The 25546-nt window shown below is 68.5% G+C and carries 24 protein-coding genes; 11 read left to right on the top strand and 13 right to left on the bottom strand.

All coding sequences use genetic code 11. The annotated features are described in order from the left end of the window. Window positions 1-127: 127 nt before the first annotated feature. Window positions 128-400 (bottom strand): 30S ribosomal protein S20, encoded by a 273-nt coding sequence (gene rpsT, locus LMA02_RS13135; RefSeq protein WP_006482211.1) that lies wholly within the window; start codon window positions 398-400, stop codon window positions 128-130. Window positions 401-704: 304 nt separating this feature from the next. Between rpsT and murJ the strand changes: the two genes are divergently transcribed. Further along, window positions 705-2255 carry a murein biosynthesis integral membrane protein MurJ gene (gene murJ / locus LMA02_RS13130; protein ID WP_228905391.1) on the top strand — a complete coding sequence of 517 codons (1551 nt, stop codon included), beginning with the start codon at window positions 705-707 and terminating at the stop codon, window positions 2253-2255. A gap of 8 nt (window positions 2256-2263) precedes the next feature. Next, entirely contained in the window at window positions 2264-3106 is an 843-nt protein-coding gene (locus LMA02_RS13125; protein ID WP_006750939.1) for a SirB1 family protein, read from the top strand. A 77-nt stretch (window positions 3107-3183) separates the two neighbouring features. Here the strand turns inward: LMA02_RS13125 and LMA02_RS13120 are convergent, their stop codons facing one another. The 5 genes from LMA02_RS13120 to lpxK all read right to left on the bottom strand — a co-directional run bounded on the left by LMA02_RS13120 (window position 3184) and on the right by lpxK (window position 7099). Continuing rightward, window positions 3184-3942, bottom strand: a complete 759-nt coding sequence (locus tag LMA02_RS13120; RefSeq protein WP_228905390.1) for an SDR family NAD(P)-dependent oxidoreductase — start codon at window positions 3940-3942, stop codon at window positions 3184-3186. A 179-nt stretch (window positions 3943-4121) separates the two neighbouring features. After that, the gene (gene adk, locus LMA02_RS13115) at window positions 4122-4784 is read right to left on the bottom strand and encodes an adenylate kinase (RefSeq protein WP_228905388.1); all 663 of its coding nucleotides are present in this window, start codon (window positions 4782-4784) and stop codon (window positions 4122-4124) included. Between the two features lie 208 nt (window positions 4785-4992). Further along, window positions 4993-5784, bottom strand: a complete 792-nt coding sequence (gene kdsB / locus LMA02_RS13110) for a 3-deoxy-manno-octulosonate cytidylyltransferase (protein ID WP_228905386.1) — start codon at window positions 5782-5784, stop codon at window positions 4993-4995. Window positions 5785-5886: 102 nt separating this feature from the next. Further along, a complete protein-coding gene (locus LMA02_RS13105) occupies window positions 5887-6090 on the bottom strand; it encodes a Trm112 family protein (RefSeq protein ID WP_006750935.1) in 204 nt (67 codons plus the stop codon). Further along, a complete protein-coding gene (gene lpxK / locus LMA02_RS13100) occupies window positions 6071-7099 on the bottom strand; it encodes a tetraacyldisaccharide 4'-kinase (RefSeq protein ID WP_228905383.1) in 1029 nt (342 codons plus the stop codon). Before lpxK ends, LMA02_RS13105 begins: the two co-directional genes overlap by 20 nt. Before the next feature lie 450 nt (window positions 7100-7549). Here lpxK and xseA point away from each other — a divergent pair, with 450 nt between their 5' ends. The 3 genes from xseA (at window position 7550) to LMA02_RS13085 (ending at window position 10940) form a co-directional block, all read left to right on the top strand. Beyond that, window positions 7550-8932 (top strand): exodeoxyribonuclease VII large subunit, encoded by a 1383-nt coding sequence (gene xseA, locus LMA02_RS13095; RefSeq protein WP_228905381.1) that lies wholly within the window; start codon window positions 7550-7552, stop codon window positions 8930-8932. Window positions 8933-9174: 242 nt separating this feature from the next. Beyond that, entirely contained in the window at window positions 9175-9753 is a 579-nt protein-coding gene (sodB, locus tag LMA02_RS13090) for a superoxide dismutase [Fe] (protein ID WP_014896247.1), read from the top strand. A gap of 266 nt (window positions 9754-10019) precedes the next feature. Next, window positions 10020-10940 (top strand): metallophosphoesterase family protein, encoded by a 921-nt coding sequence (locus LMA02_RS13085; protein WP_228905379.1) that lies wholly within the window; start codon window positions 10020-10022, stop codon window positions 10938-10940. 678 nt (window positions 10941-11618) lie between these two features. On the opposite strand, the gene chrA is transcribed toward LMA02_RS13085, so the two are convergent. Both chrA and LMA02_RS13075 read right to left on the bottom strand, forming a co-directional pair. Then, window positions 11619-12830, bottom strand: a complete 1212-nt coding sequence (gene chrA, locus LMA02_RS13080) for a chromate efflux transporter (RefSeq protein ID WP_267478977.1) — start codon at window positions 12828-12830, stop codon at window positions 11619-11621. Between the two features lie 105 nt (window positions 12831-12935). Next, on the bottom strand, window positions 12936-13643 hold the full coding sequence (locus LMA02_RS13075) for a Crp/Fnr family transcriptional regulator (RefSeq protein WP_228907637.1): 708 nt from the start codon (window positions 13641-13643) through the stop codon (window positions 12936-12938). Between the two features lie 81 nt (window positions 13644-13724). Between LMA02_RS13075 and LMA02_RS13070 the strand changes: the two genes are divergently transcribed. From LMA02_RS13070 to LMA02_RS13060, 3 genes are all read left to right on the top strand, one after another. Continuing rightward, window positions 13725-14249: a DUF962 domain-containing protein gene (locus LMA02_RS13070; protein WP_228905375.1), complete on the top strand. Its 525-nt coding sequence runs from the start codon at window positions 13725-13727 to the stop codon at window positions 14247-14249. Beyond that, the gene (locus tag LMA02_RS13065) at window positions 14242-15297 is read left to right on the top strand and encodes a 2-dehydropantoate 2-reductase (RefSeq protein WP_228905374.1); all 1056 of its coding nucleotides are present in this window, start codon (window positions 14242-14244) and stop codon (window positions 15295-15297) included. Before LMA02_RS13070 ends, LMA02_RS13065 begins: the two co-directional genes overlap by 8 nt. Before the next feature lie 92 nt (window positions 15298-15389). Continuing rightward, entirely contained in the window at window positions 15390-16004 is a 615-nt protein-coding gene (locus LMA02_RS13060; protein WP_228905373.1) for a methyltransferase domain-containing protein, read from the top strand. Window positions 16005-16019: 15 nt separating this feature from the next. Here the strand turns inward: LMA02_RS13060 and LMA02_RS13055 are convergent, their stop codons facing one another. After that, entirely contained in the window at window positions 16020-17294 is a 1275-nt protein-coding gene (locus LMA02_RS13055) for an EAL domain-containing protein (protein ID WP_012364534.1), read from the bottom strand. A 189-nt stretch (window positions 17295-17483) separates the two neighbouring features. Continuing rightward, the gene (gene mdtD / locus LMA02_RS13050; RefSeq protein WP_228905372.1) at window positions 17484-18920 is read right to left on the bottom strand and encodes a multidrug transporter subunit MdtD; all 1437 of its coding nucleotides are present in this window, start codon (window positions 18918-18920) and stop codon (window positions 17484-17486) included. Window positions 18921-19144: 224 nt separating this feature from the next. Between mdtD and LMA02_RS13045 the strand changes: the two genes are divergently transcribed. Next, window positions 19145-19468: a DUF2917 domain-containing protein gene (locus LMA02_RS13045; protein ID WP_006755900.1), complete on the top strand. Its 324-nt coding sequence runs from the start codon at window positions 19145-19147 to the stop codon at window positions 19466-19468. On the opposite strand, the gene LMA02_RS13040 is transcribed toward LMA02_RS13045, so the two are convergent. Then, window positions 19441-20673 carry a citrate/2-methylcitrate synthase gene (locus tag LMA02_RS13040; RefSeq protein ID WP_228905371.1) on the bottom strand — a complete coding sequence of 411 codons (1233 nt, stop codon included), beginning with the start codon at window positions 20671-20673 and terminating at the stop codon, window positions 19441-19443. The genes LMA02_RS13045 and LMA02_RS13040 overlap by 28 nt on opposite strands. Window positions 20674-20812: 139 nt before the next feature. Here LMA02_RS13040 and LMA02_RS13035 point away from each other — a divergent pair, with 139 nt between their 5' ends. After that, window positions 20813-22204, top strand: a complete 1392-nt coding sequence (locus LMA02_RS13035) for a CoA transferase (RefSeq protein WP_228905370.1) — start codon at window positions 20813-20815, stop codon at window positions 22202-22204. Window positions 22205-22225: 21 nt separating this feature from the next. Here LMA02_RS13035 and LMA02_RS13030 read toward each other — a convergent pair whose 3' ends face one another. Then, window positions 22226-22972: a GntR family transcriptional regulator gene (locus tag LMA02_RS13030; protein ID WP_166726619.1), complete on the bottom strand. Its 747-nt coding sequence runs from the start codon at window positions 22970-22972 to the stop codon at window positions 22226-22228. Window positions 22973-23139: 167 nt separating this feature from the next. Between LMA02_RS13030 and LMA02_RS13025 the strand changes: the two genes are divergently transcribed. Next, window positions 23140-23985 (top strand): aldo/keto reductase, encoded by an 846-nt coding sequence (locus LMA02_RS13025; protein WP_228905369.1) that lies wholly within the window; start codon window positions 23140-23142, stop codon window positions 23983-23985. Between the two features lie 26 nt (window positions 23986-24011). On the opposite strand, the gene LMA02_RS13020 is transcribed toward LMA02_RS13025, so the two are convergent. Continuing rightward, the gene (locus LMA02_RS13020) at window positions 24012-25418 is read right to left on the bottom strand and encodes a hypothetical protein (protein WP_228905368.1); all 1407 of its coding nucleotides are present in this window, start codon (window positions 25416-25418) and stop codon (window positions 24012-24014) included. Window positions 25419-25546: the final 128 nt, after the last annotated feature.

Below are 25546 nucleotides of genomic sequence, written 5' to 3'. Positions count from 1 at the left end.
GCATGCCGCGCCCGCGTCTGGTGGTCGTCCGGCGCGATGCGCGGACGACACGCAAAAAAGCCCGCCTAGGCGGGCTTTTTTGCGATCGCAGGAAACAGGAACGCCCGCCGAAGCGGGCGCGCCAGATTTACGCTGCTGCCTGCAGGCCCTTGACGGCCGCGGCGAGGCGGCTCTTGCTGCGAGCGGCCTTGTTCTTGTGAACGATCTTCTTGTCGGCGATCGTGTCGATCGTCTTCACGGCAGCCTTGAACAGCTCGGCAGCCTTTGCCTGGTCGCCGGCTTCAACAGCCTTGCGAACCGACTTGATCGCGGTACGGAATTTCGAGCGCAGCGCCGAGTTGTGCGAATTTGCCTTCGCGGCTTGGCGGGCGCGCTTGCGTGCTTGTGCGGAGTTAGCCATGACGGTTCCTTATCCTGTCCTGTTTCCAGAGCTTGGAGCCTGACGGCCAAGCGCTGCTTTTCGATCCGTCCCCTGAGAACGATTGCCCAGGGGCGCATAAAAAACGGTGAGTTTAACCGAGGCCGAGACATGAAAACGACAGGTGCCGTGCATGTAACAGGCTCAGAAACCGGCAATTATAGCAACAAAATCAAGCGCGTGGCAAGTTCAACGTAACGCCCGCCAGGCGAGGGCGCCGGCGACGCATGTCCTTTTCGGCATCCGTCCGTGCCGGGACACGCAACGTCCGTATAATAAGCGCCCCATGAATCTATTCCGAGCCCTGCTGACGGTCAGCGGCTTCACGCTGCTGTCGCGCGTGACCGGACTGGCCCGCGAGACGCTGATCGCCCGTGCGTTCGGCGCCAGTCAATACACCGACGCGTTCTACGTCGCCTTCCGTATTCCGAACCTGCTGCGCCGCCTGTCTGCCGAAGGCGCGTTCTCGCAGGCGTTCGTGCCGATCCTGGCCGAGTTCAAGAACCAGCAGGGGCACGATGCGACCAAGGCGCTCGTCGACGCGATGTCGACCGTCCTCGCGTGGGCGCTTGCCGTGCTGTCGGTCCTCGGGATCGCCGGCGCGTCATGGGTCGTGTTCGCGGTCGCCTCCGGCCTGCATACCGACGGGCAGGCATTCCCGCTCGCGGTCACGATGACGCGGATCATGTTCCCGTACATCGTGTTCATCTCGCTGACGACGCTCGCGTCCGGCGTGCTCAACACCTACAAGAGCTTCTCGCTGCCCGCGTTCGCGCCGGTGCTGCTCAACGTCGCGTTCATCGCCGCGGCCGTGTTCGTCGCGCCCCATCTGAAGGTGCCGGTGTATGCGCTCGCGTGGGCCGTCATCGTGGGCGGCGTGCTGCAGTTCCTCGTGCAACTGCCGGGGCTGAAGAAGATCGACATGGTGCCGCTGATCGGCATCAACCCGCTGCGCGCGCTGCGACACCCGGGCGTGAAGCGCGTGCTCGCGAAGATGGTGCCCGCGACATTCGCGGTGTCGGTCGCGCAGCTGTCGCTGATCATCAACACCAACATCGCGTCGCGGCTCGGGCAGGGCGCGGTGTCGTGGATCAACTACGCCGACCGCCTGATGGAGTTCCCGACGGCGCTGCTCGGCGTCGCGCTCGGCACGATCCTGCTGCCGAGCCTGTCGAAGGCGCACGTCGACGCCGATGCGAACGAGTATTCGTCGCTGCTCGACTGGGGGCTGCGCGTCACGTTCCTGCTCGCGGCGCCGAGCGCGCTCGCGCTGTTCTTCTTCGCGACGCCGCTCACCGCGACGCTGTTCAACTACGGCAAGTTCGACGCGCATACCGTCACGATGGTCGCCCGCGCGCTCGCGACCTATGGGATCGGCCTCGTCGGCATCATCCTGATCAAGATCCTCGCGCCGGGCTTCTATGCGAAGCAGGACATCAAGACGCCGGTGAAGATCGCGATCGGCGTGCTGATCGTCACGCAGCTGTCGAACTACGTGTTCGTGCCGCTGATCGGTCATGCAGGCCTCACACTGAGCATCGGCGTCGGCGCGTGCCTGAACTCGCTGCTGCTGTTCCTCGGGCTGCGCAAGCGCGGCATCTACCAGCCGTCGCCGGGCTGGCCGCGCTTCTTCGTGCAGCTCATTGGCGCGACGCTCGTACTCGCGGGCCTGATGCATTGGTGCGCGATCAGCTTCGACTGGACCGGCATGCGCGCGCAGCCGCTCGATCGCATTGCGCTGATGGCCGCGTGCCTCGTGCTGTTCGCTGCACTATATTTCGGTATGTTGTGGGTGATGGGCTTCAAATACGCTTACTTCAGAAGGCGCGCCAAGTGACGACCGCAATGACCCGCGTCCTCGACTACTTCAGCACGCTCGTGGCGGACGACGACAGCCTGCCCGTCACGGAGACCGCGCTGTCGCTCGCACAGGACGCCTATCCCGACCTCGACCTGCAGGGCACGCTGGCCGAACTCGACATGCTGGCCGCGCGGCTGCGCCGCCGGCTCGCCGACGATGCGAACCTGAAGGACCGCGTCGCCGCGCTCAACGAATTCTTCTTTCGCGAACTCGGCTTCGCCTGCAATCACAACGATTACTACGACCCCGATAACAGCCACCTGAACGCGGTGCTGAAGCGGCGGCGCGGGATTCCGATCTCGCTGTCGGTGCTGTATCTCGAGCTCGCCGAACAGATCGGCGTGCCGGCGCGCGGCGTGTCGTTTCCCGGCCATTTCCTGCTGCGCGTGACGCTGCCGGACGGCGACCTGATCATCGATCCGACCAATGGCCATTCGCTGTCCGAAGCCGAGATGGTCGAGATGCTCGAGCCGTACGTCGCGCGTGCGGCGGGCGCGGTCGACAGCGCGTTGCGCGCGTTGCTGCAGCCGGCCACGAGCCGCGAGATCATCGCGCGGATGCTGCGCAACCTGAAGACGATCTATCTGCAGACGGAACGCTGGCAGCGGCTGCTCGCGGTACAGCAGCGGCTCGTGATCCTGCTGCCGGAGCACCTCGACGAGGTGCGCGACCGCGGCTTCGCGTATGCACGGCTCGACTACCTGCGCCCCGCGCTCGAGGATCTCGAGCAGTATCTCGGCGAGCGGCCCGATGCGGACGATGCAACCGTCGTCGAATCGCAGGTGACGGAATTGCGGCAGCGGATGCAGCGCGACGACGAGGACTGAGCCGCTGGCGCGGCGCCGGGCGCCTCGAACGAAAAACGCCCGCATAGCGGGCGTTTTTTGTTTGCAGTTGTTTGCACTTACTTCGGCTGCATCCGGATCGCGCCGTCGAGACGGATCACTTCGCCGTTGAGCATTGGGTTCTCGACGATCTGGCGCACCAGCATCGCGTATTCGTCCGGTTTGCCGAGCCGCGGCGGGAACGGGACCATCGCGCCGAGCGCGTCCTGCACGTCCTTCGGCATGCCGAGCAGCATCGGCGTCTCGAACAGCCCCGGCGCGATCGTCATCACGCGGATGCCTTGGCGAGCCAGGTCGCGTGCGATCGGCAGCGTCATGCCCGCGACGCCGGCCTTCGACGCCGCGTACGCGGCCTGGCCGATCTGGCCGTCGTAGGCGGCGACCGACGCGGTGCTGACGATCACGCCGCGCTCGCCGCCGTCGTTCGGCGTGGTCGCGGCCATCGCGGCGGCCGCGAGCCGGATCATGTTGAAGGTGCCGACCAGGTTCACGTTGATCGTCTTCGCGAACACGTCGAGCGGATGGGCGCCGTCCTTGCCGACGGTTTTCGCGGCGGGCGCGATGCCCGCGCAGTTCACGAGGCCGCGCAACGTGCCCGCGCGCGTCGCGGCGTCGACGGCTGCCTGCGCATCTGCCTCGCTCGACACGTCGCAGCGCACGAATACGCCACCCAGTTCGTTCGCGAGCGCCGTGCCGGCCGCCTCGTTCAGGTCGGCGAGCACGACCTTGCCGCCGGCCTGCGCGAGCATGCGGGCCGTTCCGGCGCCGAGGCCCGATGCGCCGCCCGTGATCAGAAAGACGTTGCCGCGAATCTCCATCACTGTCTCCTTGGTTGGGTCCGATGCCGGTCGGCACCTGCGTCCGATCGATTGTACGGGGCGCCGCCAGGCGGCGGAGAGACCGGCACGATCGTGCGAATCCCCGTCAGCCGAAGCGGATCAAGCAGACGAAAAAAAACCGCCCGGAAAGGGCGGCTTGCGGGTGCACGACGCGGTGCTTACTTCAGTGCGTCAAACGCACGCTCGCGGATTTCGTCGACGCTGCCGAGGCCCGAGATCTTGCGGTACTGCGGGGCCTTCAGGCCGTTTTCCTCGCCGCGCTTCGCCCAGTCGCCGTAGTACGTGATCAGCGGCTTGGTCTGCGCTTCGTACACCTCGAGACGCTTCTTGACGGTTTCTTCCTTGTCGTCGTCGCGCTGGATCAGCGGTTCGCCCGTCACGTCGTCCTTGCCCTCGACCTTCGGCGGGTTGAACTTCACGTGGTACGTGCGGCCCGATGCCGGATGCGTGCGGCGGCCGCTCATGCGCTCGACGATTTCCGAGAACGGGACGTCGATTTCGAGCACGTAGTCGATCGCGACGCCGGCGTCCTTCATCGCGTCAGCCTGCGCGATCGTGCGCGGGAAGCCGTCGAACAGGTAGCCGTTCGCGCAGTCGGCGTCTTTCAGGCGCTCCTTCACGAGGCCGATGATCAGCGCGTCCGGCACGAGCTTGCCGGCGTCCATGTAGCCCTTCGCCTCGACGCCGAGCGGCGAGCCGGCCTTGACGGCCGCGCGTAGCATGTCGCCCGTCGAGATTTGCGGGATGCCGAACTTTTCCTTGATGAAGTTTGCCTGGGTGCCCTTTCCCGCGCCGGGCGCGCCCAACAGGATCAAACGCATGGTGATATCTCCAGTATGTAGATTCGTCTGGCGAGACGCAAAAGTGTCGGCGACAGCGTGCGCGGGGCTTGCCTGGCGCGCGGCGAACCGGTCTGATGCTGCGCGTCAGCGAAAAGCGACGCGCGGCTGCCGGGACGGGCCGTGGCGGGGTCAAGCAAGAACGCGCGGGTCGCGGACGGCTCGCACAATCGCCTGATTATGCCACGGGTTATTTTGAACCCGGACGAAAAAGGGCCTGCACGCGTGCGAGATCGGCCGGCGTGTCGATGCCGGCTTCGGGCGCGTGCTCGGTAATCAGCACGGCAATGCGCTCGCCGTGCCACATCGCGCGCAGCTGTTCGAGCTGCTCCGCCTGCTCGACCGGCGCCTGCGCGAGCGACGGATAGGTGCGCAGGAAGCGCGCGCGATACGCGTAGAGGCCGATGTGGCGATGGACCGGAAAGGCCGGCGCAGGCATGGCTGCGACGTCGGGCCAGTGCGGCAGATAGGCGTCGCGGCTCCACGGAATCGGTGCGCGCGAGAAGTACATCGCGACGTTGCGCGCGTCGAGCGCGACCTTGACGATGTTCGGGTTGAACACGTCGGCCGCGTCGTGGATCGGGTGCGCGGCGGTCGCGATCGCGCAGTCCGGATGCGCGGCGAGGTGCGACGCTACGTCGCGCACGAGCACCGGGTCGATCAGCGGTTCGTCGCCCTGCACGTTGACGACGACGGTGTCGTCGCTCCATCCGAACGTCGCGGCGACTTCCGCGAGCCGGTCGGTGCCGGACGGATGGTCGGCGCGCGTCAGCACCGCTTCGAAACCGTGATCGCGTGCCGCGTCGAGCACGCTCTGCGCGTCGGACGCGATGAGCACCTGCTGCGCGCCCGCTTCGCGCGCGCGCTCGGCGACGCGGACGACCATCGGCTTGCCGCCGAGATCGGCGAGCGGCTTGTTCGGCAGGCGCGTCGACGCGAGCCGGGCAGGAATGACGGCGATGAAGGGCTGCTGATGAGTCATCGGGGCTGGGCGGTGAGAAGGGCTGGGGTGGGCGACGCGTCGAAAGCAGGCCGCCCGGCAGGGTTCGGCACGCGGCCGCGTGCCGGTGCCGCAGGGCGGCGTTCAGCTGCCGGCCGGGCCTGCGGGGTCGACCGGCGTGCCTTCGACGGTCTGGCGTGCTTCGTCGACGAGCATCACGGGGATGCCGTCGCGGATCGGGTAGGCGAGCTTGTCCGCGTTGCAGATCAGCTCCTGCGCGGCGCGGTCATAGTGGAGCGGGCCTTTGCAGATAGGGCACACAAGGATTTCAAGCAGGCGAGCGTCCACGGAGTTTCTCCACAACGAGGGCAATGAGGCGAGGATCGAGCGCGGCTTCGACGGGGACGACCCACAGCCGAGCGTCGCGCCAGGAAGCGCCCAATTTTACTGCATCCTTCTCGGTGATCAGGATGGCGTCGACTGCGTCGTCGACGAACGGATTGTCGGCGAACGCGTAATGGTCGGGCAGCGCGCGCGTCGCCGGCGCGAGGCCGGCCGCGCGCAGCGTCGCGAAGAAGCGTTCCGGCGCGCCGATGCCGGCCGCGGCGAGCACGCGCTCGTGCGCGAACTGCGACAGCGGGCGGCGCAGCGCCGGCTGGTCGAGGTGCCACGCGGCGCCCGGCGTCAGCGCGAGCGCATAGGTGTCGGGCCACGGCGGCAGCGCACCGCTGTACGGATCGTTGACGAGCGTCGCGTCGCGGTGGCGCGACAGCGGCTCGCGCAGCGGGCCGGCCGGCAGCAGGAAACCGTTGCCGCCGAGCCGGTGGTCGAACACGACGAGTTCGACCGTGCGCGCGAGGCGGTAGTGCTGCAGACCGTCGTCGCTGACGATCACGTCGACGTCCGGGTGCGCGGCGCGCAGCGCCTGTGCGGCCGCGACGCGGTCGGGACACACCCACACGGGCGCATCGGTGCGGCGCGCGATCAGCAGCGGTTCGTCGCCGGCCGCGCTCGCGCGCGACGCGGGCGTGACCGCGGTGGGCGCCTTCACATTCGCGCCGTAGCCGCGCGACACGACGCCCGGCGTGAACCCGGCCGCGCGCAGCGCATCGACGAGTGCGATCACGGTCGGCGTCTTGCCGGTGCCGCCGACGGTCACGTTGCCGACCACGACGACGGGCACGCCGACGTCGACCGGTTGTTTCCAGCCCTGTGCGTAGGCGGTACGGCGCAGCGCCGCGCACAGGCCGAACACGCACGCGAACGGCGTGAGCGCCCAGGCGAGTGCGCCGCGTCGCTGCCATTCGCGCGTGAGGCGCGCTTCGAGCCGCGCGAGCGGGCCGCCGGGCGCGCTCATCGGGCCGGGCGCGGCGTGTCGTGCGCCGCGGCGTGGGACGGATTCGTCAAGACGGATTCTCCGTTGCGCGGCGCATGCCGCAAGGTCTTCGGAAGGCGGCACTCTAGCGCGCCGCACGCGGGCGCGGCAAGCGCGGCCGGGCGACGCACCCGACGGGGCCGGATCGGGGCGGGCTGTGGATAAGTCTGTGAAGAACTCCCCGCCTGTTCGCGCCAAACGCCCGCCGGGCGGACATCGAATCGGTCGAGAATCAATTCGTAAGGTTTAAAAATATATAAAAATCAAGGTGTTGCAAGTAATCGTCTGGATTTTTCCGCGGTTTTCCAGCGTTTTTGGCGGACGATTGCCAGAGTGTGGACACATTTCGCGCATCGCGGCGCGCACGGTCGGCGCTGGACGTCGGGCGCGTGTCGGACTATCGTGTCGCCGCCAGCATTCATTCGATCGCCCATGCTTTCCGACTCTCCTTTTTCCGTTCCCGGCGCCACCCGCGGCGGCGACGAAGTGATTCCCGTTTCGGCGCTCAATCGCGCGATTTCGACGATGCTCGAGCGCTCGTTTCCGCTGCTGTGGATTTCGGGCGAAGTGTCGAATTTCACGCGCGCCGCGAGCGGCCACTGGTATTTCTCGATCAAGGACCAGCAGGCGCAGATGCGCTGCGTGATGTTTCGCGGTCGCGCGCAGTATGCGGAGTTCACGCCGCGCGAAGGCGACCGGATCGAGGTGCGCGCGGTCGTCACAATGTATGAGCCGCGCGGCGAAGTGCAGCTCAATGTCGAGGCCGTGCGGCGCACCGGGCAAGGGCGCCTGTACGAGGCGTTCCTGCGGCTGAAGGCGCAGCTCGAGGCCGAAGGCTTGTTCGCACCCGAGCGCAAGCGGCCGCTGCCGGCGCACCCGCGCGCGATCGGCATCGTCACGTCGCTGCAGGCCGCCGCGCTGCGTGACGTGCTGACCACGCTCGCGCGCCGCGCGCCGCACATCCCGGTGATCGTCTATCCGGCGCCCGTGCAGGGCGCGGGCTCGGCCGAGAAGCTCGTCGCGGCCGTGCAGGCCGCCAACGCGCGGCGTGAGGTCGACGTGCTGCTGGTGTGTCGCGGCGGCGGGTCGATCGAGGATCTGTGGTCGTTCAACGATGAAGCGCTCGCGCGCGCGATCGCCGCGAGCGAACTGCCGGTCGTCAGCGGCGTCGGCCACGAAACCGATTTCACGATCGCGGACTTCGCGGCCGACCTGCGCGCGCCGACGCCGACCGGCGCGGCCGAGCTCGCAAGTCCGCAGCGCGCGTTGCTGTTGCGCGAGGTCGCCGACCGGCAGCGCGCGCTCGCGCGCAGCCTGGAGCGCGGGCTCGAGCAGCGCGCGCAGCAGCTCGACTGGCTCGCACGCCGGCTCGTCAGCCCGGCCGAACGGCTGCAGCGGCAGCGCACCCACGTCGAGCAACTGGCGGTGCGGCTCGCGTCGGCGGCGTCGCGGCCGGTGCGCGACGCGCGTGCGCGTTTCGCGCTCGCGCAACTGCGCTGGCAGCGCGCGCGGCCCGATCCGACGCAGGCGCGCCATGCGCTCGCAGGACTGTCGCAGCGTCTCACCGTGGCGTTGCAGCGCCGTCACGAGCGCGACACCGCGCGGGTCTCGGCCTGCGCGGCGCGGCTCGAGGTGCTGAGCCCGCAGCGCACGCTCGAGCGCGGCTACGCGGCGCTGATCGACGCGCAGACCGGCCGTGCGGTGCGTGCGCCGAGCGCGCTGAAGCCGCAGCGCCGCCTGACCGTGCATCTCGCCGAAGGCTCGGCCGACGTGTCGCTTGCCGACGTGCAGCCGCGGCTGACCGATTCGATCTGACGAGGGCGGCGTACGCGAAACGGAGGTCGCGCGCCCGGCGTCCCGGATCTACCGGTTGCGCCGCGCGCGGGAACGGATGCTGCGCATCGTCGTCTCGTCGTGCCGGATGAAGCACCAACGCCGATTTTCTGCATACCGCGGATAAATGCCCGTGAGTTTGCGGGGATATTCGGACTCGCCTACAATCGGACGCTCGGCAGCATCCAACACAGCCTCCCTACATACTCAACGAAGGAATCGCCATGGCTCATACGCTCCCGCCGCTCCCGTACGCTGAAGACGCACTCGCGCCGACCATCTCGAAAGAGACGATCGAGTACCACTACGGCAAGCATCACCAGGCTTATGTGACGAACCTGAACAATCTGATCCCCGGCACGGAATTCGAAAACCTGTCGCTGGAAGAGATCGTGAAGAAGTCGTCGGGCGGCATCTTCAACAACGCCGCGCAAATCTGGAACCACACGTTCTTCTGGAACAGCCTGTCGCCGAATGGCGGCGGCGCACCGTCGGGCGCGCTGGGCGACGCGATCAACGCGAAGTGGGGTTCGTACGACGCGTTCAAGGAAGCGTTCTCGAAGGCAGCGGTCGGCACGTTCGGTTCGGGCTGGGCATGGCTCGTGAAGAAGGCCGACGGTTCGCTCGACATCGTGTCGACGAGCAACGCCGCAACGCCGCTGACGACGGCCGACAAGGCGCTGCTGACGATCGACGTGTGGGAACACGCGTACTACATCGACTACCGCAACGCACGTCCGAAGTTCGTCGAAGCGTTCTGGAACATCGTGAACTGGGACTTCGCAGCGAAGAACTTCGCGTAAGTCCACGTGTTGTAGCGTGACAATATAGTTTGGAAAGTGCAATAAAGACTGGAAAACCCGGACTGAGCCGCGCAATAAAGTTTTGAAATTGTAGTGAAATTGAAAGCCCTCGGTATGAGGGCTTTCTGCTTTTCATGCTCGTTTTGGTCTTAGCGGTGCATATCGGCGACTTCTTGACTACCAGCAATGCCCGTCGAGTTCCGGTCTGACGATACAATCTGGCACTGTCGTGGGCAGCAAAAGAACAAACGTTTGCGGGGCAATGCATGGCAACCACTTACATCCATCTGTCGGACATTCACTTCGGCCAAGAAAAGGGCGGTACTGTTGTTACCCACAACGACGTCAAGGCACGCCTGATCGATGATGTGCGCAAAGTTACGGGGACGCTACCCGAACCGAGAGTCGACGGAGTCATCATCTCCGGTGACATCGCGTACGCTGGAAAATCCGATGAATACGCGGATGCGGCTCGTTGGCTCGATCAATTGGCAGCTGCAGCAGGTTGTCCTATCACGGCAATTCAAGTCGTCCCTGGAAATCACGATGTCGACCGCACCCGTGTCTCTCATATCATCGGACAGACGCTTAGGAACATCGCAGATCAAGGGGAGCAAGAGCTAGACCGAGTGCTGGTGGCACCTGAGGATCGCGAGATGTTTTACGCGCGGTTCGACGGCTACCGTCCATTTGGCGAGGGCTACGGGTGTCCGCTCGATTTCGAAGGCGGTAACGCTGGAGCGCGGACCGTCGAGCTCGCGCCGAATCGGGTACTTCGCTTTATCGGGCTGAACACGGCACTTATATGTGGTGCCCTGAAGGATGAAGAGGGGAAGCTTTTGCTTGGCGCCCGTCAGCGCGTTCTACCAATCACTGCCGGCGAGGAGCTGGTGCTCATTGCCCATCACCCACTTTCTTGGCTGCAGGATGCCGCCGCCCAACACGAGAGTTTGCCGGCGCCCGGAAGCCTCGACCGAGCCACGATCGACCGGCTGCGCGAGGCGGAACAGATATTGATCGATTGCCAGTTTATCGTGCATCGGGCCCAGCCGATGCTGGCGAAGTTGAAGCTCAAGTCACCTCGCACGTTGAAGGCGTTTCTTTCGGCTAACCGACAATTCCTAGTGAGCGCGCTTTGGCAGCATGACTCGCGTGCTCGAAAGCTTCTGGATGATGGCGACGGATAACGCTGTTTGTATGAGCGAGTACGATTCCCGACGATGCGACGGGCGCTGCTGCGACCGGTCAGACACTTGTTTATTCGGTTGAAAAGGGAATGGGGTTGAACGCCCGGCCTGGCCGATGATCCGCCTTACGATACAAGATAAGGAACGGCCGTAGTGCCTCGGAAGGGGGCGTTGAGACGTTGCTCGCCCGAAGGGCCGCCTTGGGTCAATCAGAGGCGATGAGCGGGTAGAGCAACCAGGCCCGCAAGTCAAGGGTGCTGGAGCGGTACACGAAAGCACGCCAAACTTTTGATCGACGCAACGCTAGTTTGCCCTCGAGATAAGCGCCGTCATTGGTCAACTGCGTTTGCGTAGACGAACAAAGAAGTCCGGAAATGTTCTTTCATGAAGATTTCATGGCGGTCTAGAAGCGCGGATGACGAAGTGAATATGCGAAACTGGTTATGAACAGAACGAATTCCATGATGAATTTGATATGATGGTCGCATTATTTGCCATTCCAACTGCGACGGCGCGAAGTTGGTGCTTTCCGAACTTTATTGCGATACGTTCGAAACTTTATTGTCACGGAACACGTGTCCTGCGCGCCTATGCGGCGCGCGGCACCCAAAAAAAGCCCTCGTGACGAGGGCTTTTTTGTTTTTGTCGGACGTGAATCGACACCCGACATTCGCCGGCTCAGGCGATCATCCCCGCCAACCACCCGAGCGCCGCGCTTGCGATCACGACCGCCCACGGCGGCACGCGCCAGAACACGAGCGCGACGAACGCGACGAGTGCGGCCGCGAAATCGCCTGGCGACACGATCGTGTCGCTCCATACCGGGTGATAGAGCGCGGCGAGCAGCAGCCCGACGACGGCCGCGTTCACGCCCGCAAGCGCGGCCTGCATGCGCGTGCTGCGGCGCAGGCGTTCCCAGAACGGCGCGGTGCCGGCCACGAGCAGGAACGACGGCGCGAAGATCGACACGAGCGCGATCGTCCCGCCGAGCCAGCCGTTCGGCGCATCGCGCAGCGACGCACCGAGGAAGGCCGAGAATGTGAAGAGCGGCCCCGGCACGGCCTGCGCGACACCGTAGCCGGCCAGGAACGCCGAATCGCCGACCCAGCCCGGCGCGACGACGGCGGCCTGCAGCAGCGGCAGCACCACGTGCCCGCCGCCGAACACCAGCGCGCCGGTGCGAAAGAACGCGTCGACGACGGCGAGCGTGTTCGAATGGAACGCGCGGGCCGCGAACGGCAACACGACGATCAGCGCGGCGAACAGCGCGAGCCACAGCACGCCGGCGCGGTGCGACACATGCAGTGGCAACGGATCGTGCGCGCCGCGCTCGGGCTGCGGCAACAGCACGAGACCGGCGATACCCGCCGCGACGATCACGGCAACCTGCAGCCACGCGGCCGGCACGAGCAGCGCGATGGAGGCCGCGATCGCCATCAGCGTAACGCGGCGCGCATCCGGGCACAGCGTGCGCGCCATGCCCCACACCGCCTGCGCGATCACCGCGACCGACACGATGCGCAGCCCGTGCAGCGCGCCGGCGGCGACCGGCATGCCCGTCGCATGCACGCCGAGCGCGAACAGCATCATCAGCAGCGCCGACGGCAGCGTGAAGCCGAGCCACGCGGCGAACATCCCTGCATAGCCCGCGCGCGACAGTCCGATCGCCATCCCGACCTGGCTGCTCGCCGGCCCCGGCAGGAACTGGCACAGCCCGACGAGATCCGCATAGGCGCGCTCGGTCAGCCAGCCGCGCCGCGTGACGAACGTATCGCGGAAGTAGCCGAGATGCGCGACGGGGCCGCCGAACGACGTCAGGCCGAGCCGCAGGAACGCGACGAACACGGGCCAGGCATGGCGGGAGGGGGCGGTGACGGTCGACGTGTTCAAGCGCGGATCGGGGAGGGTGAGCGAGCCGCCACGATAGCGCAATGCCATGACGGCGGGAATGCGAGGTTGCGGCGCTTGCGGTATTGCTGCGCTTGCGCGGCGGTGTCAGTCCGTGCTGCCGGGCAGTCCGCTCGCGCGGCGCAGCGCGTCGACGTCGACGAGTTCGATCTCGCCGACGTGCAGCCGCACGACGCCGTCGGCCTGCAGCGCCTTCAGCAGCTGGTTGGTGGTCTGCCGCGTCAGCGACAGCATCGCCGCAAGCTTTTCCTGCGACAGCCGGATGTGCGTGCGGCCGGCGCTGATCCCGCCGTAGCCGTCGGCGATCATCAGCAGCCGCGCGGCGAGCCGCTGCGCGGCCGGCATCACGCTCATCGATTCGACGGTCAGGAAGCTCAGCCGAAGCTTTTGCGCCATCAGCAGCGCGAACTGCCGCCAGTACTGGGGCGTCGTGTCGAGAATCGCGAGCAGCGCGGCCTGCGGGACGTGCAGCAGCAGCGTGTCGTCGAGCGCGATCGCATCGTGGGTGCGCGGCTGGCCGTCGAACAACGCGATTTCGCCGAACCACGTGACGGGTTCGGCGACCATCAGCAGCGCTTCCTTGCCCTGCGGATCCACCGCGCCTATGGTGAGGGAGCCGGCCAGCACCGCATACAGCCCGCATGGCGGGTCGCCGCGGCGGAACAGCGCGTGGCCGGCCGGCAGGCGCCGCACTGCGGCGCGGGCGAGCAGGTCGGCGCGCAACGCAGGCGGCAGCGCGGCGAACCACGGGTGCGCTTCGATCTGCGGCAGGTAGGGGGCGAGCGACGAGGGCATGGGCACGCGATGTCGGGTAGCTGACAGAGGTTCTCGGGCGTGACGCGCATCATAGCGCTCAATGATCGTTCAGGAGACACCATGAAGACCCTCGAGGACCACCTTTCCCAGTATGCGGCCTACCATCGCGACGCGCGCAACATCGCGACGCACCTGGTCGGTATTCCGATGATCGTGTTCGCGGTCGAGGTGCTGCTGTCGCGGCCGGCGCTCGGCACGCTGGCCGGCGTCGCGCTGTCGCCCGCGCTGTTGCTCGCCGTGGCGTCCGTGGTGTTCTACCTGCGCCTCGACCTGCGCTTCGGCGTGGTGATGACCGCGCTGTTCGCGCTCGGCCTGTGGGCCGCGCAGACGCTCGCGTTGCTGCCCACCGCGCAGTGGCTCGGGATCGGCATCGGCGCGTTCGTGGTCGGCTGGATCGTGCAGTTCGTCGGGCACTGGTTCGAGGGGCGCAAGCCCGCGTTCGTCGACGACCTGGTCGGCCTGATCGTCGGGCCGCTGTTCGTCGTCGCCGAAGTCGCGTTCTTCGCGGGCCTGCGCGGCGACGTGCGCCGCGAAGTCGAGCGGCGCTCGGGGCCCGTCCACGGCGGCGCGCATTCGCATGTCTGACCCGTCGGCCGCGCCCGTCTGCGTGTTCGGCGCGGGCGTGGTCGGCTGCTATCTCGGCGGCCGGCTCGCGGCGGCCGGTACGCCGGTGGCGCTCGTCGGCCGAGCCCGAATTGGCGACGCGATTCGGGTGAACGGGCTGACCTTGACCGACTCGCGCGGCTATCGCGCGACGCTCGAGCCGGCCGAGGTCGCGTTCTCGACCGATCCGGCCGCCGCGGCCACCGCGCGGCTGGTACTCGTCACGGTGAAGTCGGCCGCGACGCATGACGCCGCGGCGCAGCTCTCCGACGTGCTGCGGCCCGGCACGGTCGTCGTCAGTTTCCAGAATGGCCTCTCCAACGCCGACGTGTTGCGCGCTGCGCTGCCGCAGGCGACCGTGCTGGCCGGCATGGTGCCGTTCAACGTGATCGAGCGCGGGCCCGGCGCGTTTCACCAGGGTTCGACCGGCGCGCTCGCGGCCGATGCGTCGCCCGCGCTGCGGCCGTTCACCCGCGCGTTCGCGCGTGCCGGGCTGCCGCTCGCGCTGCACCGCGACATGCGCGCCGTGCAATGGGCGAAGCTGCTGCTGAACCTGAACAACGCGGTCAATGCGCTCGCGAACCTGCCGCTGCGCGACGAACTCTCGCAACGCGCATACCGGCGCTGCGTTGCGCTGGCGCAGCGCGAAGCGCTGCACGTGTTGTCCCGCGCCGCGATCCGGCCCGCGCGGCTCACGCCGTTGCCGGCCGCATGGATTCCCGCGGTGCTGGAACTCCCCGATCCCGCGTTTCGCGCGCTGGGCGGCCGGATGCTCGCGATTGATCCGCTCGCGCGTTCGTCGATGTCCGACGATCTCGCCGCGCGCCGGGCGACCGAAGTCGAATGGATCAACGGCGAGATCGTCCGGCTGGCCGCGCGCTTCGGCGCGCCGGCGCCGGTCAACGCGCGGCTCTGCGCACTCGTTCACGACGCGGAAACGGCGGCATCGCGGCCGGCCTGGCGTGGCGACGCGCTGTGGGCCGAACTGACTGTCGAGGTGACCCGCGCGGGCGGCATGCGAGCGGCGTAGGGCCGCGCGCCTCGCGCCATACCACGCGCGATCCGCAACGGCTAAGATGCGGGATGCGTCGCACGATCAGACGCGTACGCGGAGCAATCGCCATGGTGGATCGCCCGACTCTCGACGCCTACGAAGCCCATGCCGCGCAATACGCGCAGGACTGGCTCGACCAGGCCGCCCCCGACGACATGTATGCGCTGCTCGAGCAGCATTTCTCGCCGGGGCCGACGGCCGATGTCGGCTGCGGCGCGGGGCGCGACACCGCCTGGCTCGCTTCGCAAGGATTCGACGTGCGCGGCTACGACGCGAGCGCCGCGCTGCTCGCCGAGGCGCGCTTGCGCCACCCGTCGCTGACGTTCGAGCTGGCCACGCTGCCGGCGCTCGCCGGCGTGCCGTCCGGCGCGTTCCGGAACGTACTGTGCGAGACGGTCGTGATGCACCTCGACCAGGCCGATGCGGCCGCGGCGGCCGCACGGCTCGCCGCGCTGCTGCTGCCCGGCGGCACGCTGTACCTGAGCTGGCGGGTGGCCGGCAACGGTGGGTTGCGCGACGAGCGCGGCCGCTTGTACACGCCGCTCGATTCGGCGCGCATGCGTGCGGCACTCGGCGCCGGCATGCAGGTGATCGACGAGCATGAAGTCGTCAGCGCGTCGTCCGGCAAGCGCGTGCATCGTCTGATCGCGCGCCGGGCCGACGATGTCGACGGCGCCGCATGAGCGCGGCGCGCATCTTCATTCGCGGTTGAGCGCCGCTTCCCAGTTGATGTCGACGCACAGCACCTGCATGCCGGTCGCGACCGGCGCGGCGATCGATGCGGTCACGCACAGGTGCGCCTCGTTGATCGACAGGTACGGCGGCGTCAGATGCACGCGGCCCGGCGCGCGCATCGCGTGGCTGAAGTAGGGGCGGCGCTCCCAGCTCGCGCCTTCCGAATGCAGCAGCGGCCGGAAGCGTTTCGCCCGCTGCGATACGCTGCCGCGCGCGAGCACGTTGTCGCCGATCTGGCGGCCCGATGCATCGAGCAGGAAGCAGCGCGCGGTTTCCGGCAACCCGAGCACGGCGCCGGCGGCGTCGATCAGCGGCTCGCCGGCGGCGAGCTTCTGGCTCGCTTCCTCCAGCGCGGCGACATACGGCGCGAGGCGTTCGGCCTGCGTGCGCTCGCGTTGGGCGACGCGCAGCCGCAACGCGGCCGACAGCGTGTCCATGCAGCCGGCGGCGGCCTGCGGCTGGACGGGATCGACGCTCGGCCCCGCGAAGTACTGCCCTTGCACGAAATCGACGTCGCATTCGAGCGCGATCAGCGCGTCGCGCTCGGTCGCGAGCCCGCCCATCAGCACGAGCTGGCCGGATTCGTGCAGCAGCGACACGAGCCCCGGCAGCACGCGTTCGAGATGCGAGTGCTCGCTCGCCTGCGCGAGGATGCCGCGATCGAGCGTGACGATGTCGGGGTGCAGGTGCCACACGCGGTCGATGTTCGAATGCTTCGCGCCGAAGCCGCCGAGCGCGATCAGGAAGCCGGCCTTGCGCAACCCGTCGACGATCGCCGCATAGCGCGGCGTCTCGCCGCCCGCCTGTTCGGGCACCTCGAGCACCACGCGATGCGGCGGCAGGCCGAGCGCCTTCAGGTTCGCGAGCAGCGCGTCCCCGTAGACGGTGTCCATCAGCGCGGCCGGATGCAGGCTCAGGAAGAGCCATTCGTCGTGACTGTCGAACGCGTGGAAGTTGCCGAGGTGCAGCGATTCGGCGAGCCGGCCGAGCTCGAGCAGGTCGCCGCGCCGTGCCGCCTGCGTGAACACCTCGTGCGACGCGACCTGGCGGCTTTCCTCGTCGTGCGCGCGCAGCGACGCGTGATAGCCGATCGCGCGGCGGTGCGACACCGAGAAAACAGGCTGGAACACGCTGAACACGGTGTACGCGCCGTACAGCACGGTGCGCCGCTTTCCGTCGTCACCGGCGACGGGGCGGGGCGGCTGGAAGCCGGGGGGATCGATGTCGATCATGCTCATGATGTCGGCCGAAGGAAGACTGCCAGTTTACCTACAGAATAGGCGAGCAAGAAGCATGCACGGCGTCGTGCCCCGTGCGGCGGCCCACCGCGGGAGCCGGCTGCCGCGCGGTGCAGCACGGCCGCACCGACATGGTGCGCGCCGCGCCGTCGTGGCGATCGCGGCGATCTCGACGGCGTGCGCCGGGCGTCACGCGCGTTCGGACGGGTCGGTCTTCTGCGCGCGGCCGCGGATTTCGGGTGCGAGCTGCGCGAAGATCCACGCCGACGCGGCCGTGATGATCCCGACGCAGATGAAGGTTGCATGGAACGCGGGCAGCGTATTGCTCGGCGTCACCGTGCGCAGCATCCCGGTGAAGGTTGCCAGCAGCGCACCGGCGACCGTGACGCCGAGGCTCATCGACAGCATCTGCACGAGCGAGAACAGGCTGTTGCCGCTGCTTGCGCCGCCGGTGCCGAGATCCTTCAGCGTCAGCGTGTTCATCGCGGTGAACTGCATCGAGTTGAAGCCGCCGAACAGCGCAAGGTGGACGACCTTTACCCACACGGGCACCGTGTCGCGCATCAGCGCGAAGCTCGCCATCATCACGCCGACCATGATCGTGTTCGCGAGCAGCACCTTGCGGTAGCCGTGCCGCGTGATCAGGTGCGTGATGATCCGCTTCGAGAACATCCCTGCCGCCGCGACCGGCAGCATCATCAGCCCGGCCTCGAACGCCGAATAGCCGAGGCTCACCTGCAGCAGCAGCGGGATCAGGTACGGCATCGCGCCGCTGCCGATGCGCGCGAACAGGTTGCCGAGCAGGCCGACGCTGAACGTATGGATCTTGAACAGTTCGAGCGAGAAGATCGGCTGCGGCGCGCGCACCGCGTACAGTCCGTACGCGACGAAGCACGCGAGGCTCAGGATCAGCAGCACCAGCACGGCCGCGTGCTGCATGCCGAGATCGGCGAGCCCGTCGAGCGACAGCGAGATCGCGACCATCCCGATCGTGAGCAGCAGATAGCCCTTCAGGTCGAAGCGGCCGACGGCCGGGTTGCGCGAGTCGGGCATCGAGTAGAAGGTCGCGACGCAGCCGGCGACGCCGACCGGCACGTTGATCAGGAAGATCCAGTGCCACGACGCGATCTTCACGAGCCAGCCGCCGAGCGTCGGCCCGATCAGCGGACCGATCAGCCCGGGAATCGCGACGAACGACAGCGCGGGCAGGTAGCGTTCGGCCGGGAACGTGCGCAGCACGGCGAGCCGCCCGACCGGCAGCAGCATCGCGCCGCCCACCCCTTGCACGACGCGGAACACGACGAGCTGCTGCAGCGTATGCGCGTTCGCGCACAGCAGCGAGCCGAGCGAGAACACCAGGATCGCGCTGAAGAACACGCGCCGCGTGCCGAACGTGTCCGCGAGCCAGCCCGAAACGGGAATCATCACCGCCATCGTCAGCGAGTAAGCGATCACGACCGACTGCATCCGTAGCGGCGATTCGCCGAGACTCACAGCCATCGACGGCAGCGCCGTATTGACGATCGTTGCATCGAGCGTCTGCATGAAGAAGCCCGTCGCGACGAGCCACAGCATCACGGTGAGGTTCTTTTCGCCGGGAGCGGCGGCGGGAGGGCGTTGGAACATGGGGGCGGACCGGGGGCGCGGGACAGCCGCCATTGTAGGCAAAGCCACCGGAACACGCAGAATGGGGCCGGGCGTGCCAGCCGTCCGGACCCGATACCGGGCGGACGCCCGTCCGCCGGCGGACCGGTACAGTTCAGCCGAAAGTGTCTGCAGGCGTATCTGTCCGTGTGTTGCCGCTGTCCGGAATACTGGTGTCATCGAACCCACGCGACCCGGAGGCCGCCATGCGCGAACTGCGACTCTACGAGATGGACGGCAACGAGCCGGCCGCGCGGTGGCGGATCGTCGATCGCACCGCGCTGCAGGTCGCGGACGGCGACCTGTGGGTGACGGTCGAGGGCCGACCCGACGATCACTGGCTGCGCGCCGGCGAGTCGCTGGCGCTGCTGCCCGGTATGCGCGTATGGATCAGCGCGGCGGCGGGCGGTGCGGTGTTCGCGTTCGGCCCGCAGGCGGCGCCGGCCGTGCACGCCACGCCGATCGCGTGGCGACGGTTTGCCGCATGGCGCGCCGGCCGCGCTCAGGCCGTCGCATCGCTGCCGACGTAGCGTGCGCGGGGCCGGATCAGCTTGCCGTCCGCATACTGTTCGAGCGCATGCGCGATCCAGCCCGCGGTGCGGCCGGCCGCGAACAGCGTGAACGCGGCGCCGTCGGGCAGCGCCAACGTGCGCTCCAGCACCGCGAGCGCGAAATCGATCGACGGGCGCAGGCCGGTCGCCGCTTCCACGCGCGCGGCGAGCGCGCGAGCCACCTGGAGCGGGGCCCGGTCGGGCAGCGTCGTGTGCAGTGCGTCGAGCAACGCACGGGCACGCGGATCGCCGTCGGGATAGAGCGGGTGCGCGAAGCCGGACAGCACCGTGCGTGCGCCGTCCGCGCATTCGTCGTGCGCGACGCGCAGCGCGAGATAGCGATCGAGGTCGGCGGCACGCACCGCTTCATCGAGCAGGGCGCCCGCACGGAACGTCTCGCCGCCGTGGCGCGGGCCCGACAGCGCGGCGAGCCCGCCCGCGATCGCGCCGAACAGGTGGGTGCCGGTCGATGCGATGCAGCGCACCGCAAAGGTCGACGGATTCAGCTCGTGATCGGCGCACAGCACGAGCGCGCGGCGCAGCAGGTCGGCTTCGTCGCGCCGCCGGATGCGCCACGCGGCGGCGAGCTGCCGATGCACGGGCGCGTCATGCGGCGTGCTGCCGGCCAGCGCGGCCGCCGTCACGCGCAGCAGCAGCGTGGCCGCGTCGAACTGCGCGTCGCGCCCCTGCGCCCACAGGCGCGGCCGCGACGCGGCCGCGGCGGGGAGCAGCACCAGCGTGCGCTCGAGCGGCGCCAGATGCGCCCAGCGGCGAGCCCAGTCGTCCCACTGCGCGGCGTCGAAACCGGTCGACGCCAGCGATGCGGCGGCGAGCCGCGCGGGCGGACAATCCCACAACCGTGCGGCCGCTTCCTCGAGCGTCGCGTCGTTCGCGAGCGCGATCGCATCGGCGCCGCGGTAGTGCAGGCGGCCGTCGGCGATCTGCGTGATCCGCGATTCGAGCACGGGCACGCCCCAGTCGAGCGAGCGTTCGGCGACGCCGCCCGCGCGTTTTGCATCGGCGCGACGGCGCGCGAGCAGGCGCACCTCGTCCGCGTCGTAGCGGCGGCGCTTGCTCGCGCCGTCGGGCAGCGAGCGCAGCAGGCCGCGGCTCACATACGCATAAAGGGTGCTCACGCTGACACCGAGAATGCCGGCGGCTTCCGGCGCGCTGAGGGACGTCATGCGGATCGCTCCTGTCGGGGCGCATGAAACGCAGCCCGGCTACAACTAATCGTTATGCATTGATTCGCGCAATCAAGATTGATCGCACCCGTCGCGAATTCTAGACTCGATTCAGTCTCCTCAACGGCGCGCTTTCACCATGACCCCCGAACTCGCATTGACCCGTTTGTGGCAACTCGCGCACGGCGCGCCTGACGCGCTGGCCCGCGCGGCCGTGACAGGGCAGGACCCGACGCTGCCGTCGACGTTCCACGTCGGCACGCTGGCCGCGGCGACGATCGCGGCAGCCGGCCTCGCCGCGGCCGAATGTCACCGGCTGCGCACGGGTGTCGCGCAGCGCGTCGACGTGTCGATGCGCGACGCGCTCGTCGCGTTCCGCAGCGAACGCTACCTGCGCGTGGACGATGGCCCGCCGCCGGAGCCGCGTCATCCGGTGACGGGCTTCTACGACACGCGCGACGGACGCTGGATCCAGCTGCATGCGAACTTTCCGCATCACCTGCACGGGATTCTCGACGTGCTCGGCTGCGGCCCGCGGCGCGACGACGTTGCCGCGGCGATCCGCACATGGGACGGCACGGCGCTCGATACCGCGCTGGCCGAGGCCGGCCTGTGCGCGGCATTGATCAGAACCCCTGACGAATGGGCTTCGCACGACCAGGCGCGCGCGCTCGCGTCGCTGCCGCTGTTCGAGATCGAGCGGATCGGCGATGCACCCGTCGAGGCGATCGGTCGCGGCGAGCCCGACCAGCCGCTCGCGGGCGTGCGCGTGCTCGATCTCACGCGCATCATCGCGGGGCCGGTCGCGGGCCGCACGCTCGCGTCGCACGGCGCGCAAACGCTGCTCGTCAACGGCCCGCATCTGCCGAACATCGCGTCGCTCGTGATCGACAACGGGCGCGGCAAGCGCTCGACGTGGATCGACCTGCGCGAGGCGGAGGGCGTCGCCGCGTTGCGCGATCTCGCACGCCACGCCGACGTATTCCTGCAGGCCTATCGCCCGGGCGCGCTCGCGGCGCGCGGGTTTTCGCCGCAGGCGCTCGCGGAACTGCGGCCCGGCATCGTCTGCGTGTCGGTATCCGCGTACGGGCACGCGGGGCCATGGTCGATGCGGCGCGGCTTCGACAGCCTCGTGCAGTCGGCGAGCGGCATCGCATGGAGCGAGCAGTACGCCGCGCACGCGGACGGCCCGCGCCATCTGCCGTGCCAGGCGCTCGATCATGCGACAGGTTATCTGGCGGCGTTCGGCGCGATGATCGCGCTCGCGCGCCGGGCGACGGAAGGGGGAAGCTGGCACGTGCGGTTGTCGCTCGCGCAGACGGGGCGCTGGCTGCAATCGTTCGGCGTGGTGCCGGACGGTCTGCACGCACCGGAGTTCACGCCTGACGACGTGAGCGACCGGATCGACCGGAGCGCGTCGCCGTTCGGCACGATCGATGCGGTGCGTCCGGCCGAACACCTGTCGGCGACGCCGCCGCGCTTCGCTCGGCCCCCCGTCCCGCTCGGCACCGACGACGCGCGCTGGCTGTGAGCGCCGGCGGCGCCGTGCCCGTTACTTGCGCAGCTCGACGACGAAGTCGTAGTAGTCGTTGCGGCAGTAGGTATCGGTGAGCTCGATCGCGCGCTGGTCGGCCGTATAGCCGATCCGCGTGATCAGCAGCAGCGCGTCGTGCGGCGCGATGCCCATCTGTTGCGCGATCTCATCGGTCGCATTGACGGCGCGGAAATGCTGCAGCGCGCGCACGATCGGCGTGCCGCGCGCTTCGAGATAGCTGTACAGCGAACCGCCGATCGCTTGCGGATCGGGAATCAGCGTGGCGGGGAACGTCGAGTTCTCGACGGCCATCACGATGCCGTCGGCGAGGCGCAGGCGCTTCAGCCGCGTGACCGATGCGGCGGGGGACAGGCCGAGCTGAATCACTTCGTCGCGGTTCGCCGGCTGGATTTCGCGCTCGAGCCATTGCGAGCTCGGCTTGAAGCCGCGGCGCTCGAGCATCTCGCTGAAGCTCGACAGCCGCGACAGCGGATCCTCGTAACGCGGCTGGATGAAATTGCCGGCGCCCTGCGTGCGGCGGATCAGGCCCTGCTCGACGAGCAGCGCGATCGCCTTGCGCGCGGTGATGCGCGACACGCCGAGCGCTTCGGACAGCACGCGCTCGGACGGTAGCGCCTCGCCGGCCGCCCAGCGATTGTCGTGGATCGCGTCGCCGAGCTTGCGGGCGAGCTGCAGATAGAGCGGCGTGTCGTGGTCGGGGTCGGGGCGCAGGTCCTGCCAGCGGTCGTCCGTGGGTGACTTCATGGAATGGGTATCGATCAGGTTGCCGGCCATTCTAAGTCATCATGCGGCGCCGTTATAGCCGGTTTTTGCCGTGTAATAGGTGAGCGCCGCACCGATTGACTACACTGATGCGTCGTATTTGATGCTTCGGCCGCGATGCGCGGCCACGAATCCGCAGCGAGGAACGCATGACAGACACGATCGCAACGGTCGCCCTGCCGGACGGCGAGACGATTCCGAAGCTCGGCCTGGGCACCTGGGAAATGGGCGAGCGGCCCGCGCGCCGCGCCGACGAGATTGCCGCATTGCGCGAGGGTATCGCGCTCGGGATGACGCTGGTCGACACCGCCGAGATGTACGGTGATGGCGCGACCGAGGAACTCGTCGGCGAGGCACTGGCCGGCCTGCGCGACGACGTGTTCCTCGTCAGCAAGGTGTACCCGCATCATGCGAGCCGACGCGGCGTCGTCGCCGCATGCGAGGCGAGCCTCCAGCGTTTGCGTACCGATCATCTCGACCTGTACCTGCTGCACTGGCGCGGCTCGGTGCCGCTCGAGGAGACGGTCGAGGGGTTCGAGGCGTTGCGGCGCGCGGGCAAGATCCGGCACTGGGGCGTCAGCAACTTCGATACGGCCGACATGGCCGAACTCGTCGACGAGGTGGGCGGCGGCGCGTGCGCGACCAACCAGATCCTCTACAACATCGCGCGGCGCGGTCCGGAATTCGACCTGCTGCCGTGGCTCGCCGACCACCGGATGCCGGCGATGGCCTACAGCCCGGTCGATCACGGGCGGCTGCCGAAGCGCTCGCCGCTCGACGACATCGCGCGGCAGCGCGGCGTGTCGGTGACGCGCGTCGCGCTTGCCTGGGTGCTCGCGCAACCGGGTGTGTTCGCGATTCCGAAGGCGTCGCGGATCGAGCACGTGCGCGACAATCGTGCGGCGCTCGATCTCGTGTTGAGCGATGACGAGCGCGCGCAGATCGACGGTTATTTCCGTCCGCCGCGCAGCAAGCGCGCGCTCGAAATGCTCTGACGGCACCTGCTCAGGCGATGCGTCGGTCAGTGACCATGGCCACCGGCCGATCCGCCGCTGCTGCCATTGCCGTTGCCGACACCGTTGGCACCGCCGCTGCCGGCGCCACCATTGCCGTTGCCATTACCGTTGCCGCCGCTGTTGCCGTGCCCACCGGTTCCATGACCGCCGGCGCCGCTGCCGCTGCCATTGCCGCCATTACCTTGGCCACCGTTGCCACCGGCGCTACCGCCGCCATTGCCGGCACCGCCGCTGCCATTGCCATTCCCGTTGCCATGACCGCCGCTGCCGCCGCTGCCGCCGCTGCCGCCGCTGCCGCCGCTGCCGCCGCTGCCACCGCTGCCACCGCTGCCACCGCTGCCACCGCTGCCGCCGCTGCCGCCGCTGCCACCGCTGCCACCGCTGCCGCCGCTGCCACCGCTGCCGCCGCTGCCGCCGCCACCGCCGCTGCCGCCGCTGCCGCCGCCACCGCCACCGCCACCGCCGCCACCGCCGCCACCGCCGCTGCCGCCGCTGCCGCCGCCGCCGCCGCCGTTGCCATGACCGCCGTTGCCGCCGCCATTGCCGCCGCCGTTGCCGCTGCCGTGACCGCCACCGTTGCCGCCGCCGTTACCTACGCCATTCCCCCCACCATTGCCGGCACCACCACTGCCGTTGCCATTGCCATTGCCGCCACCGTTGCCATGACCACCACCGCCGTGACCACCATGACCACCCGAAGTGCCGCCGCCCGAGGTACCGCCGCCCGAGGTACCGCCGCCCGAGGTACCGCCACCCGAGGTACCGCCACCCGAGGTACCGCCACCCGAGGTACCGCCACCCGAGGTACCGCCACCCGAGGTACCGCCGCCCGAGGTACCGCCGCCCGAGGTACCGCCGCCCGAAGTGCCGCCACCCGAGGTACCGCCACCCGAAGTGCCGCCACCAGAAGTACCACCACCAGAAGTACCACCGCCAGAAGTACCACCAGAAGTACCGCCACCCGAAGTGCCGTTACCCGAAGTGCCACCACCCGAAGTCCCATTACCGTTACCTCCGTTGCCGGATGCATTGCCGCCACGGCCCGTGCCATTCATACCGCCGGATGTCGCTCCCGTGGCTCCGCCGACACCCGCGGGACCGACAGCGCCGCTTCCGCCATTGCCGCCGTTACCCGGGCTGCCACCGCCAGTGGTATTGCCGGCACCGCTGCCTGCCGCGCCACGGCCGGCATAGACGTGTACCGCGCATGCAGCCGGATTGGCAGCGCAGGGTGCCGCGTTCTCGACCAGCGTCATGACGGGGTCCGCGCCGGCAATCGCGTCGGGCGAGGCGGCGGCCGTCGCGTCCTGCGCACTGGCGTACGAGCAGCAGCATGCAAACGCGGCCGCGGCCAGCAGGGTCGTGTGAAAGCACCGGTCCGCCGTGCGGGACAATTGTTTCGTTATGCTCATCATTGATCTCCCCGATGGGCGCGATGCCTCGTCACGCGCGACCGTCAACGTGTGATGCAGGGGACCAGCAACGATGCAATGTCGTTTCGGCGGCCGATGCGTGTCGCACTGGCGCCGGAGGCCAGCCG

Source organism: Burkholderia sp. B21-005 (assembly GCF_020843965.1).
In the GTDB taxonomy this organism is placed as follows: domain Bacteria; phylum Pseudomonadota; class Gammaproteobacteria; order Burkholderiales; family Burkholderiaceae; genus Burkholderia; species Burkholderia ambifaria.
Note: the sequence above shows the minus strand (reverse complement) of the source record. Positions and strands in the feature narration are given on the sequence as shown.